This window comes from Anaerotignum faecicola, from assembly GCA_024460105.1.
GTDB lineage: Bacteria > Bacillota > Clostridia > Lachnospirales > Anaerotignaceae > JANFXS01.
Genome location: JANFXS010000010.1, coordinates 1 through 20,875, shown reverse-complemented (window position 1 = coordinate 20,875; position 20,875 = coordinate 1). Strand labels below are relative to the sequence as shown.

General features: G+C 43.8%; 13 protein-coding genes and 1 pseudogene. 5 read left to right on the top strand and 9 right to left on the bottom strand.

Annotated elements, in window-relative coordinates:
* Window positions 1–961: 961 nt before the first annotated feature.
* From NE664_12360 to NE664_12320, 9 genes and pseudogenes are all read right to left on the bottom strand, one after another.
* Window positions 962–1,381: pseudogene (locus NE664_12360) on the bottom strand (flagellin).
* Between the two features lie 632 nt (window positions 1,382–2,013).
* Window positions 2,014–3,225: an EAL domain-containing protein gene (locus tag NE664_12355; GenBank protein MCQ4727436.1), complete on the bottom strand. Its 1,212-nt coding sequence runs from the start codon at window positions 3,223–3,225 to the stop codon at window positions 2,014–2,016.
* Between the two features lie 196 nt (window positions 3,226–3,421).
* A complete protein-coding gene (locus NE664_12350) occupies window positions 3,422–4,009 on the bottom strand; it encodes a hypothetical protein (GenBank protein ID MCQ4727435.1) in 588 nt (195 codons plus the stop codon).
* A 94-nt stretch (window positions 4,010–4,103) separates the two neighbouring features.
* Entirely contained in the window at window positions 4,104–5,468 is a 1,365-nt protein-coding gene (locus NE664_12345; GenBank protein ID MCQ4727434.1) for an NCS2 family permease, read from the bottom strand.
* Window positions 5,469–6,921: 1,453 nt separating this feature from the next.
* Entirely contained in the window at window positions 6,922–7,929 is a 1,008-nt protein-coding gene (locus NE664_12340; GenBank protein MCQ4727433.1) for an electron transfer flavoprotein subunit alpha/FixB family protein, read from the bottom strand.
* 133 nt (window positions 7,930–8,062) lie between these two features.
* Window positions 8,063–8,854, bottom strand: a complete 792-nt coding sequence (locus tag NE664_12335; protein MCQ4727432.1) for an electron transfer flavoprotein subunit beta/FixA family protein — start codon at window positions 8,852–8,854, stop codon at window positions 8,063–8,065.
* A 22-nt stretch (window positions 8,855–8,876) separates the two neighbouring features.
* Window positions 8,877–10,019 (bottom strand): acyl-CoA dehydrogenase, encoded by a 1,143-nt coding sequence (locus NE664_12330; GenBank protein ID MCQ4727431.1) that lies wholly within the window; start codon window positions 10,017–10,019, stop codon window positions 8,877–8,879.
* A 561-nt stretch (window positions 10,020–10,580) separates the two neighbouring features.
* Window positions 10,581–11,123, bottom strand: coding sequence for an RNA 2',3'-cyclic phosphodiesterase (thpR, locus tag NE664_12325; GenBank protein ID MCQ4727430.1), 543 nt, complete (start codon window positions 11,121–11,123; stop codon window positions 10,581–10,583).
* Window positions 11,124–11,212: 89 nt separating this feature from the next.
* Window positions 11,213–11,779 (bottom strand): flavin reductase family protein, encoded by a 567-nt coding sequence (locus NE664_12320; GenBank protein ID MCQ4727429.1) that lies wholly within the window; start codon window positions 11,777–11,779, stop codon window positions 11,213–11,215.
* 178 nt (window positions 11,780–11,957) lie between these two features.
* On the opposite strand from NE664_12320, the gene NE664_12315 reads away from it, so the two are divergent.
* The 5 genes from NE664_12315 to tkt all read left to right on the top strand — a co-directional run bounded on the left by NE664_12315 (window position 11,958) and on the right by tkt (window position 20,166).
* Complete coding sequence (locus NE664_12315; GenBank protein MCQ4727428.1) at window positions 11,958–12,269, top strand: hypothetical protein; 312 nt, start codon at window positions 11,958–11,960, stop codon at window positions 12,267–12,269.
* An 84-nt stretch (window positions 12,270–12,353) separates the two neighbouring features.
* Entirely contained in the window at window positions 12,354–13,847 is a 1,494-nt protein-coding gene (locus NE664_12310) for an RsmB/NOP family class I SAM-dependent RNA methyltransferase (GenBank protein MCQ4727427.1), read from the top strand.
* 13 nt (window positions 13,848–13,860) lie between these two features.
* Window positions 13,861–15,786 (top strand): YgiQ family radical SAM protein, encoded by a 1,926-nt coding sequence (locus tag NE664_12305; GenBank protein ID MCQ4727426.1) that lies wholly within the window; start codon window positions 13,861–13,863, stop codon window positions 15,784–15,786.
* Window positions 15,787–16,345: 559 nt separating this feature from the next.
* Complete coding sequence (gene thrC / locus NE664_12300; GenBank protein ID MCQ4727425.1) at window positions 16,346–17,818, top strand: threonine synthase; 1,473 nt, start codon at window positions 16,346–16,348, stop codon at window positions 17,816–17,818.
* A 347-nt stretch (window positions 17,819–18,165) separates the two neighbouring features.
* Window positions 18,166–20,166, top strand: a complete 2,001-nt coding sequence (gene tkt, locus NE664_12295; GenBank protein MCQ4727424.1) for a transketolase — start codon at window positions 18,166–18,168, stop codon at window positions 20,164–20,166.
* Window positions 20,167–20,875 lie beyond the last annotated feature (709 nt).

Here is a 20,875-nt window from a genome sequence, read left to right as displayed (position 1 = left end):
TTTTAATCTTCGCTATTGCGTCAGATGCGCCTGTCTGTGTGGAAATGTCGATTCCGTCTATGCCTAATGATTTCGCGCTCATGCTTCCTACGGTTACGCGTACTTTCTGATAGCTGTCGTTTGTATCGCCTACCTGGAGCGTAAGCCCGCCGCCTTTAAATTCAATCTTAGGAGTTTTATTTCCTGTAGTATTTGTCACAGCGGCTTGCTCTGTAAACGTTACAGTCGAACCGTCAACATCCGTATCGTATGCCTCGCCGTCTGCATTCTCAACTCCCGTTACTGCCGCTCCTACTGCCGCCGCAATCGCTTTAGCGTCGGCGTCTTCCGCAATTTCAATAGCCGTAGCGCCGTCTATAGTCGCTTTTTCGCCGGCCTTTACAAATTCATAAACTTTCGCGTTATCGCCTTCGCCTACCGTAAGCGTTCCACCGATTACGTCCGTTCCGACCCTGCCGTCAAAGTCCATGGATATTTTGCCCTGTACTCCGTCTTTACCGTCTACTTTTCCTATTGTTCCCTGCGTAGGAGTAGGAGCGGCAATATTAACTTTGCCTGTAAGCTGCGTTGTTGCATCCGTTACAGCCGTAAGGGTTAACTTTCCGTTGCCGTCATCTCCGGTAACTTTAAATTCAATATCAGTCGCACCGTCGTTAAACTTAACGCCCGCTAATTTATCCTTTACAGCCTTGGCAACTTCGTCGGCAGTCATATTCTTCGTTACATCAATATCAATCGTCTTCCCTCCGATTGAATATGAAACTTTAGCTCCTTCAGCACCTGCTGTCGGACCTGTAATCTCCGCAAAAGAAATTTCAACAGTAGCTTTGGCGCCGCCGGCAGTACCTTCTGTAATATTGCCTACTGTAGCAGTACCTCCCGCCAGTTTATTATCAAGAGTGCCTGCATTTGTAACTACCGCCGCCACGCTGTCTGTCGCCGTAACTTTTGCGCCACCGAGAGAACCGTCTAAAAGTTTAATGCCGTTGAAGTTTGCGCCTTCCGCAATCCTGTCAATTTCGTCGAGAAGGGAGTCTACTTCCTTTTGAAGGTTAGCACGGTCTACGCTGTCGTCATATGTGCCGTTTGCAGACTGTGTCGCAAGCTCTACCATACGGTTAAGCATCGAGTGTACTTCCGTAAGGTTTCCTTCCGCCGTCTGAACGAGGGAAATACCGTCGTTCGCATTTTTCTGAGCCGTTTCGAGGCCTTTGATCTGCGCCCTCATTTTTTCTGAAATCGCAAGGCCCGCCGCGTCGTCCCCGGCCCTGTTGATCCTGTAGCCCGATGAAAGCTTCTCAAGGTTTTTGGATAACGCGTTGTTGTTCCCGCTTAACTGCCTGTAAGAGTTTAATGCCGCAATGTTGTGTTGAATTCTCATAATTAATTTACCTCCTTGAATTACAACGGGGCAATCCTTCTCCCCGCCTGAAAAATAAGTTTATATTTTAATCGGCCTGCCCGGATCCAAGGCTTTGCCGGTTAAAAGCGTTATATTTTATGTTCGGAAACAAGCCCTTCAAAAATGATCAAATTTTATTTTCTAAAATATATATCGGCCTTTAGCCAAAAATAATAATACAATGCCAATTATTTCTTTATATTATTTCATCCATGTCCTTAAGTTTCCGTATAAAAATTTGCTTTTCCCGCATTTTTTCTGAATCTTCGATACCTTTAAACTATGCCGCTGTTTTCCGTAAAATCCGAAAGGGCGTCATACTGCCGCTTAATCTTCCAAGCCATTCACAAAGCTCTTGGTTAATGCATTGTTGTTTCTATTTTGAGCCTGTAAAAATTCGTCAATAAGGCAGTGTATTAAATCCCTATAATAAATCTGATTCCGTACCAAGGCAAACGTTCTTCATACTCCTTCAAATGCGCTTACATCCTGCATAGGATATCGCCCTTATAAAACTGTAAAATTTTTATATAAAAAATGGCGGCCGATATTTCCGCCGCCGTTTTGCCGTCAATTCAATTTTTAAAAACTCCCCAATCCGCCGAAATAAATCAGCCGCAAAACGTATTGTCGGCATCTTTAACGGCTTCAATATAAAGCAGCGTAACATCGCCGTCGTTCATCCCATGCGATTTCTCAAAAGCCTCTATCCCGTCGGCGCATCCTTCCTCATAATCGGTTATAAGAAGAAGTATTTCATTTATGGGGCTGTCCTCACCGCGGAGCGCTTTTGCCGTTTCTTTGTAAGAAGCGTCTTTTGCAAGTATGCCGTTTATAGTTTCTTTTGAAATATGATCCATCATCGAGAAAAGCCCCGCCATATATGCCGGCTGGGAATACTCCCCCATTCCTATGGCGTTTACGGTTTTTTCCGCAAAAACGGCCCTTACATATGATTGACGGATTTTTTCATCATTTGAATTGTCGGTCATATCCTTTAAAAGTATAAGCATAATCCACTTTTTTATTTCGTCCGTACCCAAAAAAAGGAGCGCGTTTTTAACTGATTTTATCCTGTTTTTTGTAATATACTTTATTGTATTTATTTTACATATAAGCTGATACGCCGCATTGGAATCAGTTTCGACTATATGCGCCAATGTGTCGAAATCAGGGGACGGGCAGGAAATATATTGCCAAAGGCGCATATATGTCGAACTTGATATATCATAAGTTTTGCTGGTGTGTATGACAGGTTTGGAAAAGTAGTATCCTTGAAAAAGCGTATATCCCATTTCTTTAGCTAAACGTACTTCTTTTTCCGTTTCAACTTTTTCAGCCAAAAGAGTTTTCCTATGTTTGTATTCCTTTGCAATCGTCCCTGCCGATTTTATATCCGTAAGCATAAAGTCAACCTTAATAATATCAACGCAGTCCATAACTTCTGCCGGTATGTCTTCTCCTGTGTAATCATCAAGAGCAAATATAAATCCTTCGCTTTTAAGCCGTTGTATACGTTCGATGACTTTTTTGTTATATTTTATACTTTCGAGAAGCTCTATTGTAACTTTTGAAGGCTCCAGAAGTTGGGGAAGGGGTGAAAAAAGGAGATCTCTTGTGAAATTAATAAACGCTTTTTTGCCGTTGGTTATATTTTCCAAGCCAAAATTTATCATTATATTATGCACAAGGCGTTTTGTAGCCATATTCCCGTCCAAATCCCCGTTAAATTTGTTTTCAGCCCCGTTTCTGTAAAGCAGTTCATAAGCGACTGTTTTGTTTTTCGAGTCCAATATAGGCTGTCGCGCTATGTATGCGGCCATATATACACCCTCCCGCAGTTAATCGATCATAATAAAACAAATTATAACATAATAATAAGCCGGGTATATAGTCTTTTTCATAAAAATGCCTAAAATAATCCGACAAAAAACATTATAACGTACAACTGGCATTTGTTTTTTATAAAAAAGCCGCCTTTTCTGCTTTAGATGCAGTAAAGGCGGCGACTGATTTATATTATGCCCGTACGCTTTTGATTTTAACGCCGTAAACGGGCAGTTTTTTATATGCCCTTGTTTTCGTATATTCGATAAAAACGTCGTCGGCAGCTTTCATTCTCGCTATGGCGCCGTTAAACGAACCGCACCCGCCGCATGCCGCGCCGCCGTCCTGCCCTACCGCCTGGTCCTGCCCGACTCCGGCGCAAACTTCTCCCGGCGGCGCCGCTGTTGCGCCGTTTTTCGCATCCCCCGCAAGGGAACATGTTTTTGAAAGCTGAAGCGCCCTTGCTTCGCTTTTTGTACGGCATTGTTTAAGCTTCCTTTCATATGCTTTCCTCTCCCGTATAATGGCGAGGGCTTTCTTGTAAGACGCCGGATCCTCTTTCCTGAGGGCTTCCAGATCCACATAATTCAGCTTCTTGCCAGTTTCAAGCTTTGTAAGGGCAACAGACAGGCCTAAAGAACGCTTTTTAACTTTGCTTTTATAACTCCCGCCCATATCTTTATTTTCTTCCCCGGCTGCCTTAAAAGGATCTTCAATCCTTTCATTCGCCTTTAATGAAAGATCCATCATTTTAACATACTGGTTAATGTTTCCAATCATAATCCGCCCTCCCCCTCAAGAAACTTTTCCGCTATATATAATATCGAGCCAAAGCGTCAAAACCTTTAGGAATTGGGAAGTTTTTCTAAATTTATTACTGCACCATTAAAAATTGGATTATGAATATAACCGCGAGCAGGAAAGTTCCCGGCTTTATCTGGCGGCCTTTGCCTGTGAAAATCATCATTGCCGTATACGAAATAAGGCCGAACGATATTCCCGTTACAAGGCTGTACGTCAGGGGCATCATTGCCATTGTCAAAAATGCCGGAAGCGCCTGTTCCACATCGTCAAAATTGATATATTTAATTACATTCATCATAAGTATTCCGCTCATTATAAGCGTCGTTGCCGTAGCGGCCGACGGTATCGCCGAAGCAAACGGCGCAATAAATATCGTAAGAAGGAAAAGCGCGGCAGTTACAATGCCCGAAAGGCCCGTGCGCCCGCCCTCAAGAGCCATGGCGGTGCTTTCGACGTATGTCGATACGTTCGTTATGCCAAGCGCCGATCCGATAACCGTTGAAATGGAATCCACTTTCAGCACTTTATGGAAACGCTCGTTTATATCGCCTTCCTTGCTTAAAGTGATAATATAGTCCGTGGCAATAATTGTGCCCAAAGTTTCAAACACGTCCATAATGCACAGCGTGCTTATAAGCACTATGACAGAAATTATGACGCCGAACGCTCCGAACCCGTTTGAAACGGAAAAAAGCCCTGCAAAATCCATTCTGAACGCCTCGTATATAAGGGATGCGTCCGGTATATCCATTGTAAAATCTTTAAGGTGCATAAGCCCCAAAGGGACTGCAAATACTATGCATACAATCTTGCCCCAAAATATGGCTCCATGCACATGTTTTACAAGCATAACCGCAATTAATATAACGCCGAAAATACAAAGCACCGCGCTTCTTGCATTATAGCTTGACATGTCCGACAGGCTTATCATCTGCACAAGATTTATGTTGTTGCCTTCTACAAGATGCGCTTTCTGCATTCCCATAAACGCAATGAAAAGTCCTATTCCGGCCGTAACGGCAAATTTTATATTGGACGGTATTGCGTCCTGTATTTTCTTTTCAAATCCCAGCGTAGTTATAACAAAAAACGCCGCTCCGCTTAAAAATATGGCCGCCAAAGCTTCGTTATAACTGTATCCCATACGAAGGCATATTGTATACGTAACAAAAGTGCTGATTGAGAGGCTAGGCCCCTGCGCAAAAGGCAAGTTGCTGCTAAGGGCAAGTATTACCGTGCCTATGGCCGCCGTAAGACATGAAAGAATAGTTAACGAAACAAGCATTTCCTGCGCTGTCAATCCGTTTGAAAGCACGGCTGTCTTGATAAGTTCCCCGGATCTGTCAAAAGCCTCCGGAAAAGACGACATAATGGTATTCGGAACCAGAAAAAGTATATATACCATTGTGAAGTATGCCGTTACGCCGGAAAACAGTTCTGTCTGAAGTGTTGAACCATACTTTGTTACATGAAAAAACTCATCGATTTTTTTAAAAATGACGAACGCTCCCTTCCAAAATTTGCATATATGAACAAAATCCCTAATACTAACGGCTTTTCTCCATCGGATTTAAAACCGTAAATTTTACTATACGGCAGTTTCAGAGAGCACAACTCTCCCATATTTTGTAAAATCATGCGGCTCGCTGAGGTTCCCGTATGCAAAAACCCAAACCCCGTTTACAATCCCAAACGCCTGCCAGCCCAAAATTTATCCGTTGAGCAAAGCAGTATGCGTAAAGCGAATACAAATATTTGAAAAATACAATCAAACATGAAAATTATCTGACTCGATAATAAAATATTCGGCCTAAAATTTGTATTTATTAACGAACATATAGTTTAATGATACCATTCATTTTTTTTACGCGCAACATTTAATCACACCGTAAAATAACTTTGTGAATACTGCATAATCGGTGTTTTTGTATATTTTTACATAAAAATACTTTTACGCGTTTTAATAATGCCGCTTTTGGCATAAAGCATATTATAACGTCTGTTCCGCAGTTTAATTTTCGCGCTTAATCCCCTTCAACGCTTTATGTCCAAACCGCCGGGGCCATTTCCCGCCGCCGTTCGTTTAAGCGTTAAAACCCCGAAAACGGCAACTCTTTGCCTGCAAAACCGAGCGGAAAAATCGGCGCGGCACATAAATACGGTTCCGATACCTTTTTAGCTTTCTATGCTTCAATAATTTTCTTTTTTAATTTAAGAATATATATTTAAATAATTCAAAAAGCTTTTATAGATGAAATATTCGACAAAAAAATGCTGTTTATTTCATTCAAAATCTTCTTATCTTTGCTTTCATATCTCAAAACATAAAGTCTGCTTAGCGACATTATTCTGGTTTTCAGAAAATACTTGCCTAAATAGCTTTTCAGCAGAACGCTCATCAGTCTATTAACCCATTTCTATAAAAACAACTGCCGATAATTTATATTTTTCCACAAAATGTTTGTTTATAATCCAATCTCCCAAAAATATCTTTTCCTTATTTTCATTTTTACAAAACGCTTAGCTTCAGTTTACAAGGGCACACACGCCTCACAAGGAAAAATTTTCTGCATTTCCGTGTTGCATATGCTTGCCATAGGATCCGCTGTGCCGGCGCATATACGCCTTGAACTGCAAAAATTTTTTTCCTTGTGAGGTCTGAGAGTTTTAGCGAATGTCAGCGGCGTAAGAGCAAGGCGAAGACGGGCAGGCGCAGCGGTTCCTTCGGCAAGCGGCTTTAACACAGCTATTGCGCCGCTGACATCCGTTAAAACCGTGTGTGCCCTTGTAAACTGAAGCTAATCATTATTATAAAAAAAGCCGCGTTTTTAAAACGTATAAAACGCCTTAAAAACACGGCTTTATTTACGGCATAAGCGGCCTATCGGTTACTGAGCCGCTTTTTCCGCCTTAATTTTTTTGATTGCTTCCGTTAACTTAGGAATTATAACTTTAACGTCGCCTACAACGCCGAGATCCGCTATATCAAATATAGGGGCCGTGTCGTTTTTATTAATAGCGACGATAAATTCCGCGCCTTCCATACCGGCAACGTGCTGAATAGCGCCGGAAATACCGCATGCCATATAAAGATCCGGGCGAACCGTTTTTCCTGTCTGGCCAACCTGCCTGCTCCTGTCAATCCAGCCTGCGTCAACATTAGCCCTGGAAGATGAAATCTCTCCGCCGAGAACGTCTGCAAGCTCTTTAAGAGTGCCGAAAAATTCTGCGCTTCCGATACCGCGTCCGCCTGAAACTAGGTATTTTGCCTCTGTGATGTCAACGGCTTTCTTCTCCGCCTTAATTACTTCCCTAATTTTAACGTTCATATCGGAGTCTGTTAATTCAACCTTAATTTCCTTAACTTCCCCTTTTGCGTTTACATCCTTCGGGAGGGCTTTCATAACGCCGGGACGAACTGTAGCCATCTGCGGCCTATGGTTTTCGCAAAGTATTGTAGCCATAATATTTCCGCCGAACGCCGGACGCGTCATGGCAAGAAGCTTTGTTTCCGGATCTATATCAAGCTTTGTACAGTCTGCCGTTAATCCCGTGTGAACCCTTGCGGATACACGCGGAGCAAGGTCACGGCCTATTGACGATGCGCCGTAGAGCATAATTTCAGGCTCACATTCCTTGATAACTTTATATAAAGCCTTAGTATAAGGCTCCGTTACATATTCGGCAAGCATTTCGTGGTCTACAACAACAACCTCGTCAGCTCCGTGCTGAATTAAAACTTCCGCTTTATCTTTTATGTTATGTCCCAATAATACGGCTACAACTTTCTGTCCGAGATCGGCCGCAAGGTCTTTTGCTTTTCCGATAAGCTCTATGCCGACCTTTTGTATTTCTCCGTCCCTTTGTTCAACAAATACATAAACATCTCTACTCATTTGAGTTTCTCCTCCTTCTAAAATAGGTCAAAGCCGGATGAAAGCCCCGAAACATGGCCCGGTTATTTAAAACCGCCGCCGTATAAATACAAAAAGCCGCGTTCCGCCTTCAGCCGGTTAAATACCGTTATAATCAGATAATGTATTTTTCCTGTAATTTCTCAACAATCTTTTCAACAGCTTCGTCGGCGCTGATGTCCTTGTAAATTGTTCCCGCGCCTTTAGCCTGTTTTGTGAAGGACTGTTTAACCCTTGTAGGAGAACCTTTTAAGCCGAGGTTTGCTTTATCTACCGTATCTTCAATTTCTTTTAAGCCCCAAACCTTAACTTCCTTCTCGCGGTATGCGTCGAAAACGCCGCCTACCGACATATACCTCGGAGCCGCAAGCTCTGCAAGCGCCGTAATGAGGCAAGGCGTTTTAACTTCGATAATGTGATACCTGTCCTCAAACTGCCTTTTAACGACAAGCTTGTCGCCTTCGACTTCGATTTCTTCCGCATAGCTTACCTGAGGTATTCCAAGATGTTCCGCAATCTGCGGGCCTACCTGCGCCGTATCGCCGTCGATAGCCTGACGTCCCGTGATAATTACATCGTATTCAAGTTTTTTAAGCGCGGCGGCTATAGTTGAGGAAGTCGCCCATGTGTCGGCGCCTCCGAACGCCCTGTCGCTTACAAGTATAGCGTCGTCGCATCCCATTGCAAGAGCTTCCCTTAAAGCAACGTCGGCCTGAGGCGGCCCCATGGAAACAACCGTAACGGTACCGCCGGTTTTTTCTTTTAACTGGAGCGCGGCTTCGATGCCCGCTTTGTCGTCAGGATTTATGATACTCGGCACACCGTCCCTGATAAGCGTATTCGTAACCGGATCAAGCTTAACTTCCGTCGTGTCAGGAACCTGTTTTATACATACAACTATTTTCATAAGTAATTAATCCCCTTTCAAATTAGTTAACTTTAAGGTAGGAAGCGACAACCATTTTCTGAACTTCCGTTGTGCCTTCATATATTTCCGTAATCTTAGCGTCGCGCATCATTCTTTCGATTGGATATTCCCTTGTGTAGCCGTAGCCGCCGTGGAGCTGCAGGCACCTTCTTGTAACATCGCTTGCGGCTGTAGCGGCAAACATTTTAGCCATGGCTGCAAGGTGTCCGTAAGGCTCTTTCTTTTCCTTAGCGCATGCCGCCCTGTAAACAAGAAGCTGGGCCGCGTCCATAGTTGTCCTCATCTCGGCGATTTCAAACTGCGTGTTCTGGAACTGTGAAAGCCTCTTATTAAACTGCTTCCTTTCCTTAACGTATTTAATTGTTTCGTCAAGGGCGCCTTCGCCGATACCGAGAGCCTGCGCCGCAATGCCGATGCGTCCGCCGTCGAGAGTTTTCATGGCGATGCCAAAGCCTTTGCCTTCCTGTCCGAGGAGGTTTTCTTTCGGAACAATGCAGTTTTCCATAATAAGTTCGCATGTTGAAGAACCTTTGATACCCATTTTCTTTTCATGTTTGCCGATTGAAAAGCCCGGGAAATCCTTCTCAACTATGAAAGCGGAAATTCCCCTTGTGCCTTTCGACTTGTCAGTCATGGCAATAATGATAAAAATATCGGCAAAGCCCGCGTTTGTTATGAATATTTTCGAACCGTTAAGCACATAGTGGTCGCCCTCCAAAACGGCTTTTGTCTGCTGGCCCGAAGCGTCCGTGCCCGCGCCCGGTTCCGTAAGGCCGAAAGCGCCGATTTTTTCGCCTTTTGCAAGGGGCACAAGATATTTCATTTTCTGTTCTTCAGTACCGAATTCGTATATAGGGTTAGCGCAAAGCGACGTATGCGCGGAAATGATAACGGACGTCGTTCCACATACTTTAGCCATTTCTTCCACGCACATAGCGTAAGAGAGGATGTCGCCGCCCTGTCCGCCGTACTGTTTAGGGAAAGGTATGCCGAGCATGCCGTATCTGGCAAGCTTTTTAACGGTTTCATAAGGCACTTTTTCTTCCTCGTCAACCTCTTCGGCTAAAGGTTTAACTTCATTTTCTGCAAATTTTCTGTACATCTCCTGCAATAATTTGTGTTCCTTTGATAATGTGAAATCCATTTATCTTTCCTCCTTAATAATAATAGATAAAATGCGTTTCGCCGCTTATAACTAATTTAAACAGCGGAAACCGGCAGTGACAGCCTGCAAAAACTTCCGTTTTTTCGGCGGCAGGGCATGCTTCCCGTAAAACATAGATAAAAGTCCCTTCATGCAGTATCACTCTGCCTGTAATCCCTTTTCCTGCATTGAATAAAACCTTAAAACTTTTATTTCAGGCGTTAGTTATATGCTCCCGCTTTGTTTTTCCAAACATCCGCGGTCAATGTCAAATCCCGGTGGAAATGTGCCGTTTTAAATTTTTTTTGATATGGGCTGAAAAAAATCAAAACGGCTGTATATTTATCTTTTTCCTAACCACTATGTTAACAATTTGTTATTCATTTGTCAAGGTTTTTCGTATACATGTGCGGACTTACCGGAGGCCGAATTTGTATATTTCCGAAAAATATATACAAAAATAATTCGCCAAAAACATCCAAATTGTGCATCTGCAACACAGTCAGTTATTTTTGTTAAAAACTTATAAAAACAATTCGTTAAACACTTATTTAACAAGCCTTATTTCAAATTTTGTACAAAAACAGCTTTATAAACAAGCTTTCCGTCAATTCTCTTGCTCTCCATAACCGAGATTTTATTGGCTGATATTTCCAAAGGCTCAAGGGGAATCTTAGCCTTTATATTGTCAAATTTCTCAGTCAAATCAACTTCCCTTCCGAGGGTTATATGCGGGCTAATCCCTCTTTTTTCTTTCGGGAAACCTTCCTTTAAAAGTTCCCTTTCCACATTGTCAAAAAGCTTTAAAAGCCCGGCGCTGCGTTCAACCCCCGCCCAGACTATTGTGCGGTTTCCCCGCGGGAAAAATCCTAAACGGCTTAATCTAAGGCTGAAGCATCGGCTTCTTTCCGCAGCCGCATTTACGCCTTCAATAATGTTGTCAAGGTCGCCGCGGCTTACCTCGCCTATAAATTTAACTGTCAGATGAAAATTATTTTCGTCGGTAAAATTCCCTCTTCTGGAAAATTTTTCAATCTCTCCCTGTACTTCTTTTAAATATTCCTTTATTTTTCCGTCAAATTCAACGGCTGTAAATATCCTCATCAAAAACCATCCTTAAAAAATATATACGGTATTTCGGCATAGTTTTTTGTTTATCTCCGTTAAAGGGCAAACAATATCTAGCACGCTAATTATTTCTTTTTCTTAACGGAAAATCCGAATTTGCCCAGACTTTCCCCTATTTCAAAATATTCGCCGTGGGAATAGCATACGGGGCGGGCGTCGTTAAAATGGAATTTGCCGGTTTCGTCCATATATTCGCCGCTTACGTTTACGGCAACAACCTCGCCCAAAAACATATCGTGGCTTCCGAGGCTTATAATATCCCTAACCTTGCACTCGATGTTTACGGGGCTTTCATATATTATAGGCGCGTTGACTTTTGAACCCTTTGCCGCCGTAAGGCCGCATTTTTCAAACTTGTTCATGTCCGCCCCGCTTTTAACGCCGCAGAAATCGCATTTTTCAACAAGCTCCCTCGTCGTAAGGTTTATAACAAATTCGCCCGTTTCTTTAATTATTTTATGGGAATGACGCTCCGGGCGCACAGAGATGTATGTCATTGCAGGGTCGCTGTTTATTGTTCCCGTCCAAGCTATTGTTATGATATTTTTTTCGCCATCCATCGTGCCGCAGCTTACCATTACGGCAGGCACAGGATAGAGAACTGTTCCCGGTTTCCATATTTCTTTTGCCATTTTTTACCTCCTGAAATTTTTCTAAATAAATTTAAATCATAATGCCGCCTACATTTTTACATTACGATTATACCATAACGCAAAGCAGAAAATCATAAAAAAATATTAGATTGCTCCGTATAGCGAACCATTTTTTTCAAATACAGCAGTATAATGGCATAATAAAGGAGGTTTTAAAATGGAAAACAACGCAATTAACGAGGAGCAGTCCGAAAGGCTTTTGAAAATAATCAACTGGGCTTTAAAAAACGGCGATCTTTGGAACAATATATTCCTTTACACAAACAGCGAAATAACCGTAGCCGAAATGCAGGGGCTTATTGATGAATTTAAAACGGACGGAATTACGGAAATGTACTTTTTCTGCATTATGAAGCTTGCCGAGGCGGCGGGGATATACAACATGGACGGCCGTTTTTTTCAATTCCTTGAAGCCTGCCTTCCGGAAGGCACGGTCCTTTATAAAGACAAAATACTCCCGCGCCCTTAACGCCGAAGAACGCCCGCCGGCGATTGATTTTAGGCCGCAAAGGCTGTATAATTGGATTACCGAAAATTATAAAAGGAGAATTTTATGGATCTGCCCCAGCAGTTTTTAGATAACATGAAAAAAATATTAGGCAGCGAATACAGCGAATATGAAAAATCTTTTTCCGCTCCCCGCCTTTACGGGCTAAGGGCAAACACCCTTAAAATAAGCCCCGACGAACTGAGCGGGAAAGGCGTTTTTAATCTCTCCCCCGTTGAATGGTGCCCGGAGGGCTTCTATTATGACGAAAATGAGCGTCCGTCAAAGCACCCCTACTACCACGCCGGCCTCTACTACTTGCAGGAGCCCAGCGCAATGGCCCCAGGAGCGTTCCTTCCCGTAAACGAAGGAGATAAAGTACTCGACTTATGCGCCGCCCCCGGCGGAAAAACAACCCATTTAGGCGCGCGCCTTAAAAACACAGGCCTGCTTGTTTCAAACGACATAAGCGCGGGGCGCACAAAATCCCTCGTTAAAAACACGGAGCTTTTCGGCCTTACAAACACTGTAGTCACCAGCGAAACGCCGAAAAAGCTTGAAAAAGCTTTTCCCGAATTTTTTGACAAAATTTTAGTCGACGCCCCTTGCGGCGGCGAGGGGATGTTCCGCAAAGAAAGGGACGTTATAAAAAGCTGGAATGAAGAACTCGTTTCATTCTGCCGCCGCGAACAGCGCGAAATATTAAAAAGCGCGGCGAAAATGCTTGCCCCGGGAGGTATGATGCTTTATTCGACATGCACTTTCTCTCCCCTTGAAAACGAAAAAACAATAAACGATTTTCTCTTGGAAAACAGCGGCTTTGAAATTGTACCCATTGACGGCGGTTTCGGTTTTTCCGACGGAAGGCCCGATCTAATCGAAAACGGCCTGCCCTGCCTTAAACATGCAAAAAGGCTTTACCCTCATAAAATCAAAGGCGAAGGGCATTTCCTTGCCCTTTTAAGGAAAAAGCGCGGCGCGTTTTTATGCGGCCAAAAGGAGGATTACGCCGTAGGCATATTTGAAACAAAAGGCCCTGGTGTTCATGCGACAAAATATGAAACGGAAAATGCGCGGAGAAGTCATACGGATTTTGAAGCGGGAACTTGCGGCGGGCGGATAAGGGAATTTGAAACGGAAAAAACCGACAAATCCATTTCCTTATTCAACGATTTTGCCGAAAAATTTCTTTCCGAAGTCCCCGGCGGCATATATCAAATCATAAACGGCTCCCTTTACGTCCTGCCCGAAGGAGTCCCGTCCCTGAAAGGGCTTAGAGTTATGAGAAGCGGCCTTCTTTTGGGCGAATTGAAAAAAAACCGTTTCGAGCCGTCTCAGGCTCTCGCCATGGTTTTGGACAAAACAAAAGTTAATAATTACGCCGATTTCCCTTTAAGCGACGAACGCGTAACCCGCTATCTTAAAGGCGAAACGGTAAGCTGCGAAAACGTCGGCGACGGATACTGTCTTATACTTTGCGACGGGTTCCCTTTAGGCTTCGCAAAAGCCCAAAGCGGACGGCTTAAAAACAGATACCCCGTTTCGTGGAAAATGGAATAGAAAAGAGGATAAAATGGCTTTTTTACCTATAAACAGAAAAGAAATGGAAGAACGCGGCTGGGATCGGCCCGACTTTGTATATGTATGCGGCGACGCATATGTCGATCACCCTTCTTTCGGCGCGGCCATAATATGCCGCCTGCTTGAAAAACACGGTTTTAAAATCTGCTTTCTTGCACAGCCCGACTGGCGTACAACCGAGGATTTTATGCGTTTCGGCTGTCCGCGGCTCGGCTTTCTCGTTTCAAGCGGCAACATAGACAGCATGGTAAACCACTACACCGTCGCGAAAAAACGCCGCCAAAAGGATTACTATTCCCCCGGCGGAAAAATGGGGCTTCGTCCCGACAGGGCCGTTATAGTGTACGGCAATAAAATAAGGGAAGCGTATAAAAACGTACCCATTATAATAGGCGGCGTTGAAGCAAGCCTGCGCCGCCTTTCCCACTACGACTACTGGGACAACAAAATACGCCGTTCCGTGCTTCTGGACAGCGGCGCCGATCTCCTGCTGTACGGCATGGGCGAACACCAAATTGTAGAAACGGCCGAAGCCCTGGACAGCGGCATACCGGTAAACGAAATTACTTTTATAAAAGGTTCCGTATACAAAACAAAGGATGAAGGGCGCATTTACGATTTTATACGCCTGCCTAAATACAACGATATATTAAAATCAAAAACTTTGTTTGCCAAAAGCTTTATGGAGCAGTACGAAAATACCGACGCCGTTACGGCCAAAACCCTTGTTGAGGAATACGACGAATGGCTGGTTGTGCAGAACCCGCCTTCACCGCCCCTTAAAACAAAGGAACTGGATTCCGTTTACGCCCTTGAATATATGAGGGATTACCATCCTATATATAAAAGCGAAGGGGGAATCCCAGCCATTGAGGAAGTGAAATTCAGCCTTATCAGCAGCCGAGGCTGTTTCGGCAACTGTAATTTCTGCGCCCTTGCTTTTCATCAGGGCCGCGTCGTATCGTCGCGCAGCCATAACTCCATACTCGCCGAGGCCGAGAAAATAGTTTGGGATCCCGATTTTAAAGGATATATACACGATGTCGGCGGCCCTACGGCAAACTTCCGCCACGCCGCATGCAAAAAACAGGAAGAACACGGCGCATGCAAAAACAGGCAGTGCCTTTTCCCCTCGCCCTGCAAAAATCTGGATATAAGCCATACCGATTACACAAAGCTTTTAAGGAAACTAAGGGAAATACCGCGGGTTAAAAAGGTCTTTATCCGTTCGGGGATACGGTACGACTATTTAATTTACGACAAGGACACTGCATTTTTCAACGAACTTTGCAAATATCATATAAGCGGCCAGCTTAAAGTCGCCCCGGAACATATTTCGCCCGCCGTGCTTAACAAAATGGGCAAACCCGGACGCGACGTTTACGAAAGGTTTGTTAAAAAATATTATGAAATAAATAAAAAACTCGGCATGGAACAGTACCTTGTACCCTATCTTATGAGCAGCCACCCCGGAAGCGGCCTGAAAGAAGCCGTGGAGCTTGCGGAATATCTGCGCGATATAGGCCATACGCCCGAACAGGTGCAGGATTTTTATCCCACGCCCGGCACGCTTTCAACAGCCATGTACTACACGGAACTTGATCCGCGGACAATGGAAAAAGTGTATGTGCCCAAATCCCCCCATGAAAAAGCCATGCAGAGGGCGCTTATGCAGTACCGCATGCCGCAAAACAGGGAGCTTGTCACAGAGGCCCTGAAAAAAGCGGGCCGCGAGGATTTAATAGGATTCGACAAAAAATGCCTTATACGTCCCCGCGCGTTTTCAGCCGAAAAACAGTCTCCCGGCAAAAGCGGGTTCAGGCATGATAAAAATGCAAAAGCGCCGGGCCGCCAATCCCCTAAAAACAGCGCCCCGCCGAAAAAGAAAACCATAAGGAACATCCATAAGAAAAAATAAAACGGCGTTTCATTCTCCACTTGCAGTCATTCCTGAGCATGCGGATTTATCGCGCATTTTTTACGTTTTCTTCATTATAACAAAAATGATACGAAAGAAATTTAACGGCCAAACAATTTCAGTTTGCAGAATCGCCCAAGCCTTCTGAGAAAAAATTTTCCCTATTTCCGCGCGTCATGCGTTTGCCGTAGGAGCCGCTGTCCCGGCACGCATGCGCCTTGAACCGCAAAAAATTTTTCCTTGTAAAGCCCAATAGTTTTAACGGGCGTTACGGCATAAGGGCACGGCAAAAGCAGAGCCGATGCGGCGGCCTGCGGCAAGCCGCTTTAACACGGCTATTCGCCGCTATCGTCCATTAAAAACGCGTGTGATTTTGTAAAACGAAGCTAACCTTCCGCGCCATACGCCGCGCAAAACCATGCGCCGTCATAACCGCGCTTGCCGATAAGGTTCAATTTACTTTCGGCACAGACCTCAAAACCATTGACAAATTGCGCCAATGATGTGAAAATATAATTAATTATGCACTTTTACTAAACCAAAAAGGAATGGTATGAAAATGGATAAAATCAATTACATCGGAACAAGGGATAAAAATATTAAAGCCACGGCAAGCGAGGCAATATTAAAAGGTATTTGCAGCGACGGCGGGCTTTTTATACCCGAAAAATTCCCCAAGCCCGACAAAAGCCTTGAAGAACTTTCAAAACTCGGCTACTGTGATTTAGCGTATGAAATATTAAAACTTTATCTTACAGACTTTACGGAAGATGAACTCCGCTTCTGCATAAACAATGCATACGACGAAAAGTTCGACACCCCCGAGATAGCCCCCGTGGCCGAAAAAGGCGGAGTTTCAATACTGGAGCTTTTCCACGGCAGGACAATAGCATTTAAGGATATGGCGCTTTCAATACTTCCTTATCTTATGAAAACAGCCGCGAAAAAGAACGGCATGGATAAGGAAATAGTTATACTTACAGCAACTTCAGGCGACACGGGAAAAGCGGCCCTTGAAGGATTTGCAGATGTCGAAGGCATTAAAATAATAGTATTCTTCCCCGAGGACGGCGTAAGCCCCGTGCAGAAGCTCCAAATGACAACTCAGGAAGGCAAAAATACATGTGTCGTGGGCATTAAAGGCAATTTCGACGACGCGCAGACGGCCGTTAAAACAATATTCACCGATAACGGCCTTTGCTGTGAGCTTGAAAAAAAAGGCTTTGTTTTTTCCTCCGCAAACTCAATAAATATCGGCCGCCTTGTGCCTCAGATTGTGTATTACTTCCAGGCGTACCTGCGCATGGCGGATCACGGCGTTATTACTATAGGGGATGAAATAAACGTTGTTGTGCCGACAGGCAATTTCGGCAATATACTGGCCGGATATTTCGCAAATAAAATGGGACTGCCCGTTAAAACTTTCATCTGCGCCTCAAATGAAAACAACGTGCTTTTCGATTTCTTCTCAACGGGAACCTACAACAAAAACAGGCCGTTCAACGTTACAAATTCGCCTTCCATGGACATACTTGTTTCAAGCAATCTGGAGCGTCTCCTTGCCGTTGCGGCAGGACAGGAAAAATGCCGCTCTCTTATGGAAAGCCTTAACAAAACGGGAGAATACAGCCTTGACCTTTCGGATACGAATATAAAAGGCGAATGGGCAACCCAGGCCGAAACAAACGCGGCGATAAAAGAAATGTTTGAAAAATGCGGATATGTCCTTGACACCCACACGGCCGTCGCATACTCCGCATATAAAAAATACCTTGCCGAAACAGGCGACCGCACAAAAACCGTTATCGTTGCCACGGCAAGCCCTTACAAATTCACAAAAGACGTGCTGTCCGCTATAGACGGAAAATACGCTTCAATGGATTTCTTCCCGCTTATGGACGAGCTTGAAAAAATATCCGGCGTTGAAATACCGTCGCCTATCAAAGGCATTGAAAACAGGGAAATACGCCACAAAACCGTTATTGAAAAAGACGGTATAAAAGCTTTTGTAAAAGATTATCTGACAAAATAATATTTATAACGCGGTTTATTCCAAAACTTGTTTTTAAACGCCGCCTTAAAACGGCCGCGGCGTTATGTTTGCCGTTAAGAGCTTAATTTTCAGGCGGCTCCGTTTTATTTTCGGCAGTTACCGTTTTATTCATTTTCTGTACGTTTTTTAACCAAAACATACCAAAAAGGCCTTTCGCGGCTTTCTTGGTATGTTTTTACACGACATTCATTCCACTTATATAAGCCATAAAATATATCGCCATAAACAGGCGCGGCAAAAATATCCGCCCTGCTTTTAAGCCGCGGATTTAAATCGCCTTATTTATGGCATGAAAAAACTTGTTTTATTAAAAATCCAGGAGGGTAATTTTAATGAATATCAAAGAGGAAACAATAAACACGCTTAGGTTTTTAAGCGCAGACGCTATTGAAAAAGCAAAAAGCGGCCATCCCGGCCTTCCTATGGGTTCGGCCCCTATGGCCTATACTCTTTGGGCAGAAAAGATGAACCACAGCCCGGAAAATCCAAACTGGCCGAACCGCGACCGTTTTGTTTTAAGCGCCGGCCATGGTTCAGCGCTTTTATATTCCCTTTTGCACATATTCGGCTACGGCGTGACCATAGAGGATTTAAAAAATTTCCGACAGAAAGGCAGCAAAACCCCAGGACATCCCGAATACGGCGTAACATGCGGCGTTGAAACAACGTCGGGGCCTTTGGGGCAGGGCATCGCCATAGCGGCCGGTTTTGCCCTTGCCGAAAGCCGTTTGGCTGCGGAATTCAATAAGCCCGACTACGACGTATATAACCATTATACATACGCCCTTTGCGGCGACGGATGTCTTATGGAAGGCGTTTCCTCCGAGGCCGCTTCCCTTGCGGGCACAATGGGGCTCGGCAAGCTTATTGTCCTTTACGATTCCAATAATATAACGATAGAAGGCTCGACGGATTCAGCCTTTACAGAGAACGTGCGCAAACGATTCGACGCTTACGGCTGGCAGACGCTTTTTGTAAGCGACGGCAATGATACCGAAGCCATAGCAAAAGCCATTGACGAAGCGAAAGCCGAAACTTCAAAGCCTACTTTAATAGAAATAAAAACTCTCATAGGTTTCGGCGCGCCTAATAAACAAGGCAAAGCCTCGGCCCACGGCGAACCTCTCGGCGCCGACGAAATAAAATCGGCAAAAGCAAATCTCGGCTTTAACCATAACGAAGATTTTTGTGTTCCTTCCGAAGTTAAAAGCCATATGGAAAACATTATTAAATCCCTCGGCGAAAAAGAAAAAGCATGGCAGGAAATGTTTTTAAAATACCGTGCCGAATTTCCCGAAATGGCCGAAAAATGGGATACGTTCCACAGCGCCGATCTTCCGTGCAGCCTCATTGACAACGACGATTTCTGGACATATGAAGGCGATACCGCAACAAGGGCGTCGTCCGAAAAAGCGCTTCAAAAGCTTTCAAAGCTTGTGCCAAACCTTTTCGGCGGCTCGGCAGACTTAGGCCCTTCAAACAAATCAGTTATGAAGGACCGCGAATATTATTCAAAAGATAATCCTTCAGGTTCAAACATACATTTCGGAGTAAGGGAATTTGCAATGACGGCAATGGCAAACGGCGTTGCCCTTCACGGCGGCTTAAGGCCTTATGTCGCAAGCTTTTTCGTGTTCAGCGACTATATGAAGGCCGGCCTTCGCCTTTCCGCCCTTATGGGGCTTCCCGTTATAAGCATTATGACACACGATTCCATAGGCGTAGGGGAGGACGGGCCTACGCATCAGCCGATAGAACAGCTTGCGGCTTTAAGGAGCATGCCCAACTACACCGTATTCCGCCCGTGCGACTCAAAAGAAACGGCGGCGGCATGGTATATGGCCCTTACAAGGAAAACAAGCCCTTCTGCGCTTGTGCTGACAAGGCAGAATCTCCCTCTGCTTGAGGAAACAGGCAAAAACGCATTAAAAGGCGGCTATGTGCTTAAAGACTGCGAAGGCGCGGCCGATATACTCCTTATGGCAAGCGGCTCGGAAGTTGAACTTATATACAAAGCACATGAAATATTAAAAGGCAAAGGCATAAAATCAAAAGTTATATCAATGATAAGCTGGGAAGTATTCGACGAGCAAAGCAGTGAGTACAAAGAAAGCGTTATGCCTAAAGGCGTTACAAAAAGGCTTGCGGTTGAAGCGGCAAGCGGGTTCGGCTGGCATAAGTATACAGGCCTTGACGGCGAAATAATTTCAATGGAAACTTTCGGCGACAGCGCCCCGGCCAAAGAGCTGTTTAAGGAGTTCGGCTTTACGGTTGAAAACGTGGTTGAAACCGCTGAAAGAATGGTAAACGGAACTGTTTCAAAATAAATAATAAAAACGCTGTATAAAAATTTCCGTTAAAAAACAATTACGGCCGCTCCCTCAAATACATATTTGGCGGAGCGGCTTTTATTATAATTTTAAAGCGTTATTTTAAAAAGCTGAATTCCGCCTTATTTTTAAGCAGGGTAAAAGCCGGGTGGTCGGCCCGGCTTTTTAGGAAGGTATTATGAATTTTTTTTGGGGTTTGTGTATTTCTTGTTTGCAGTTATTAGTATAAGCTTTATTTATTAACTTGATATTTATTTTTTGTTAACATTTTTTTACCAAAATCATTCTTTTATAAAGGAAGGGGTATTATGAATTTTATTTCAGTGTTTGTATTTTTCTGCTGTGATTATTAGTATAAACTTTATTTATTAACGCCGTATTTGTTTTTTGTAAATTTTTTACCTTAAGCGCATTATATTATAATTATGTTATAAATTAAAAAGCCGCGACAAAGTCGCGGTTTTTTTGGGGAAGGTATTATGAATTTTTAGTGCTTGTGTATCCTGTTTACAAAAATTAGTATATTCCATATTTATTAACTCCGTATTTATTTTCTGTTAACTTTTTTTTAACGTTAACTTTTCCATACAGGGTAAAAGCCGAGGGGTCGGCTCGGCTTTTTAAAGGAAGGTATTATGAATTTTCTTTTGGGGTTTGTTTATCTTGCTTACATTTATCAGTCTATCCTTTTTTCTTTAACTCCGTA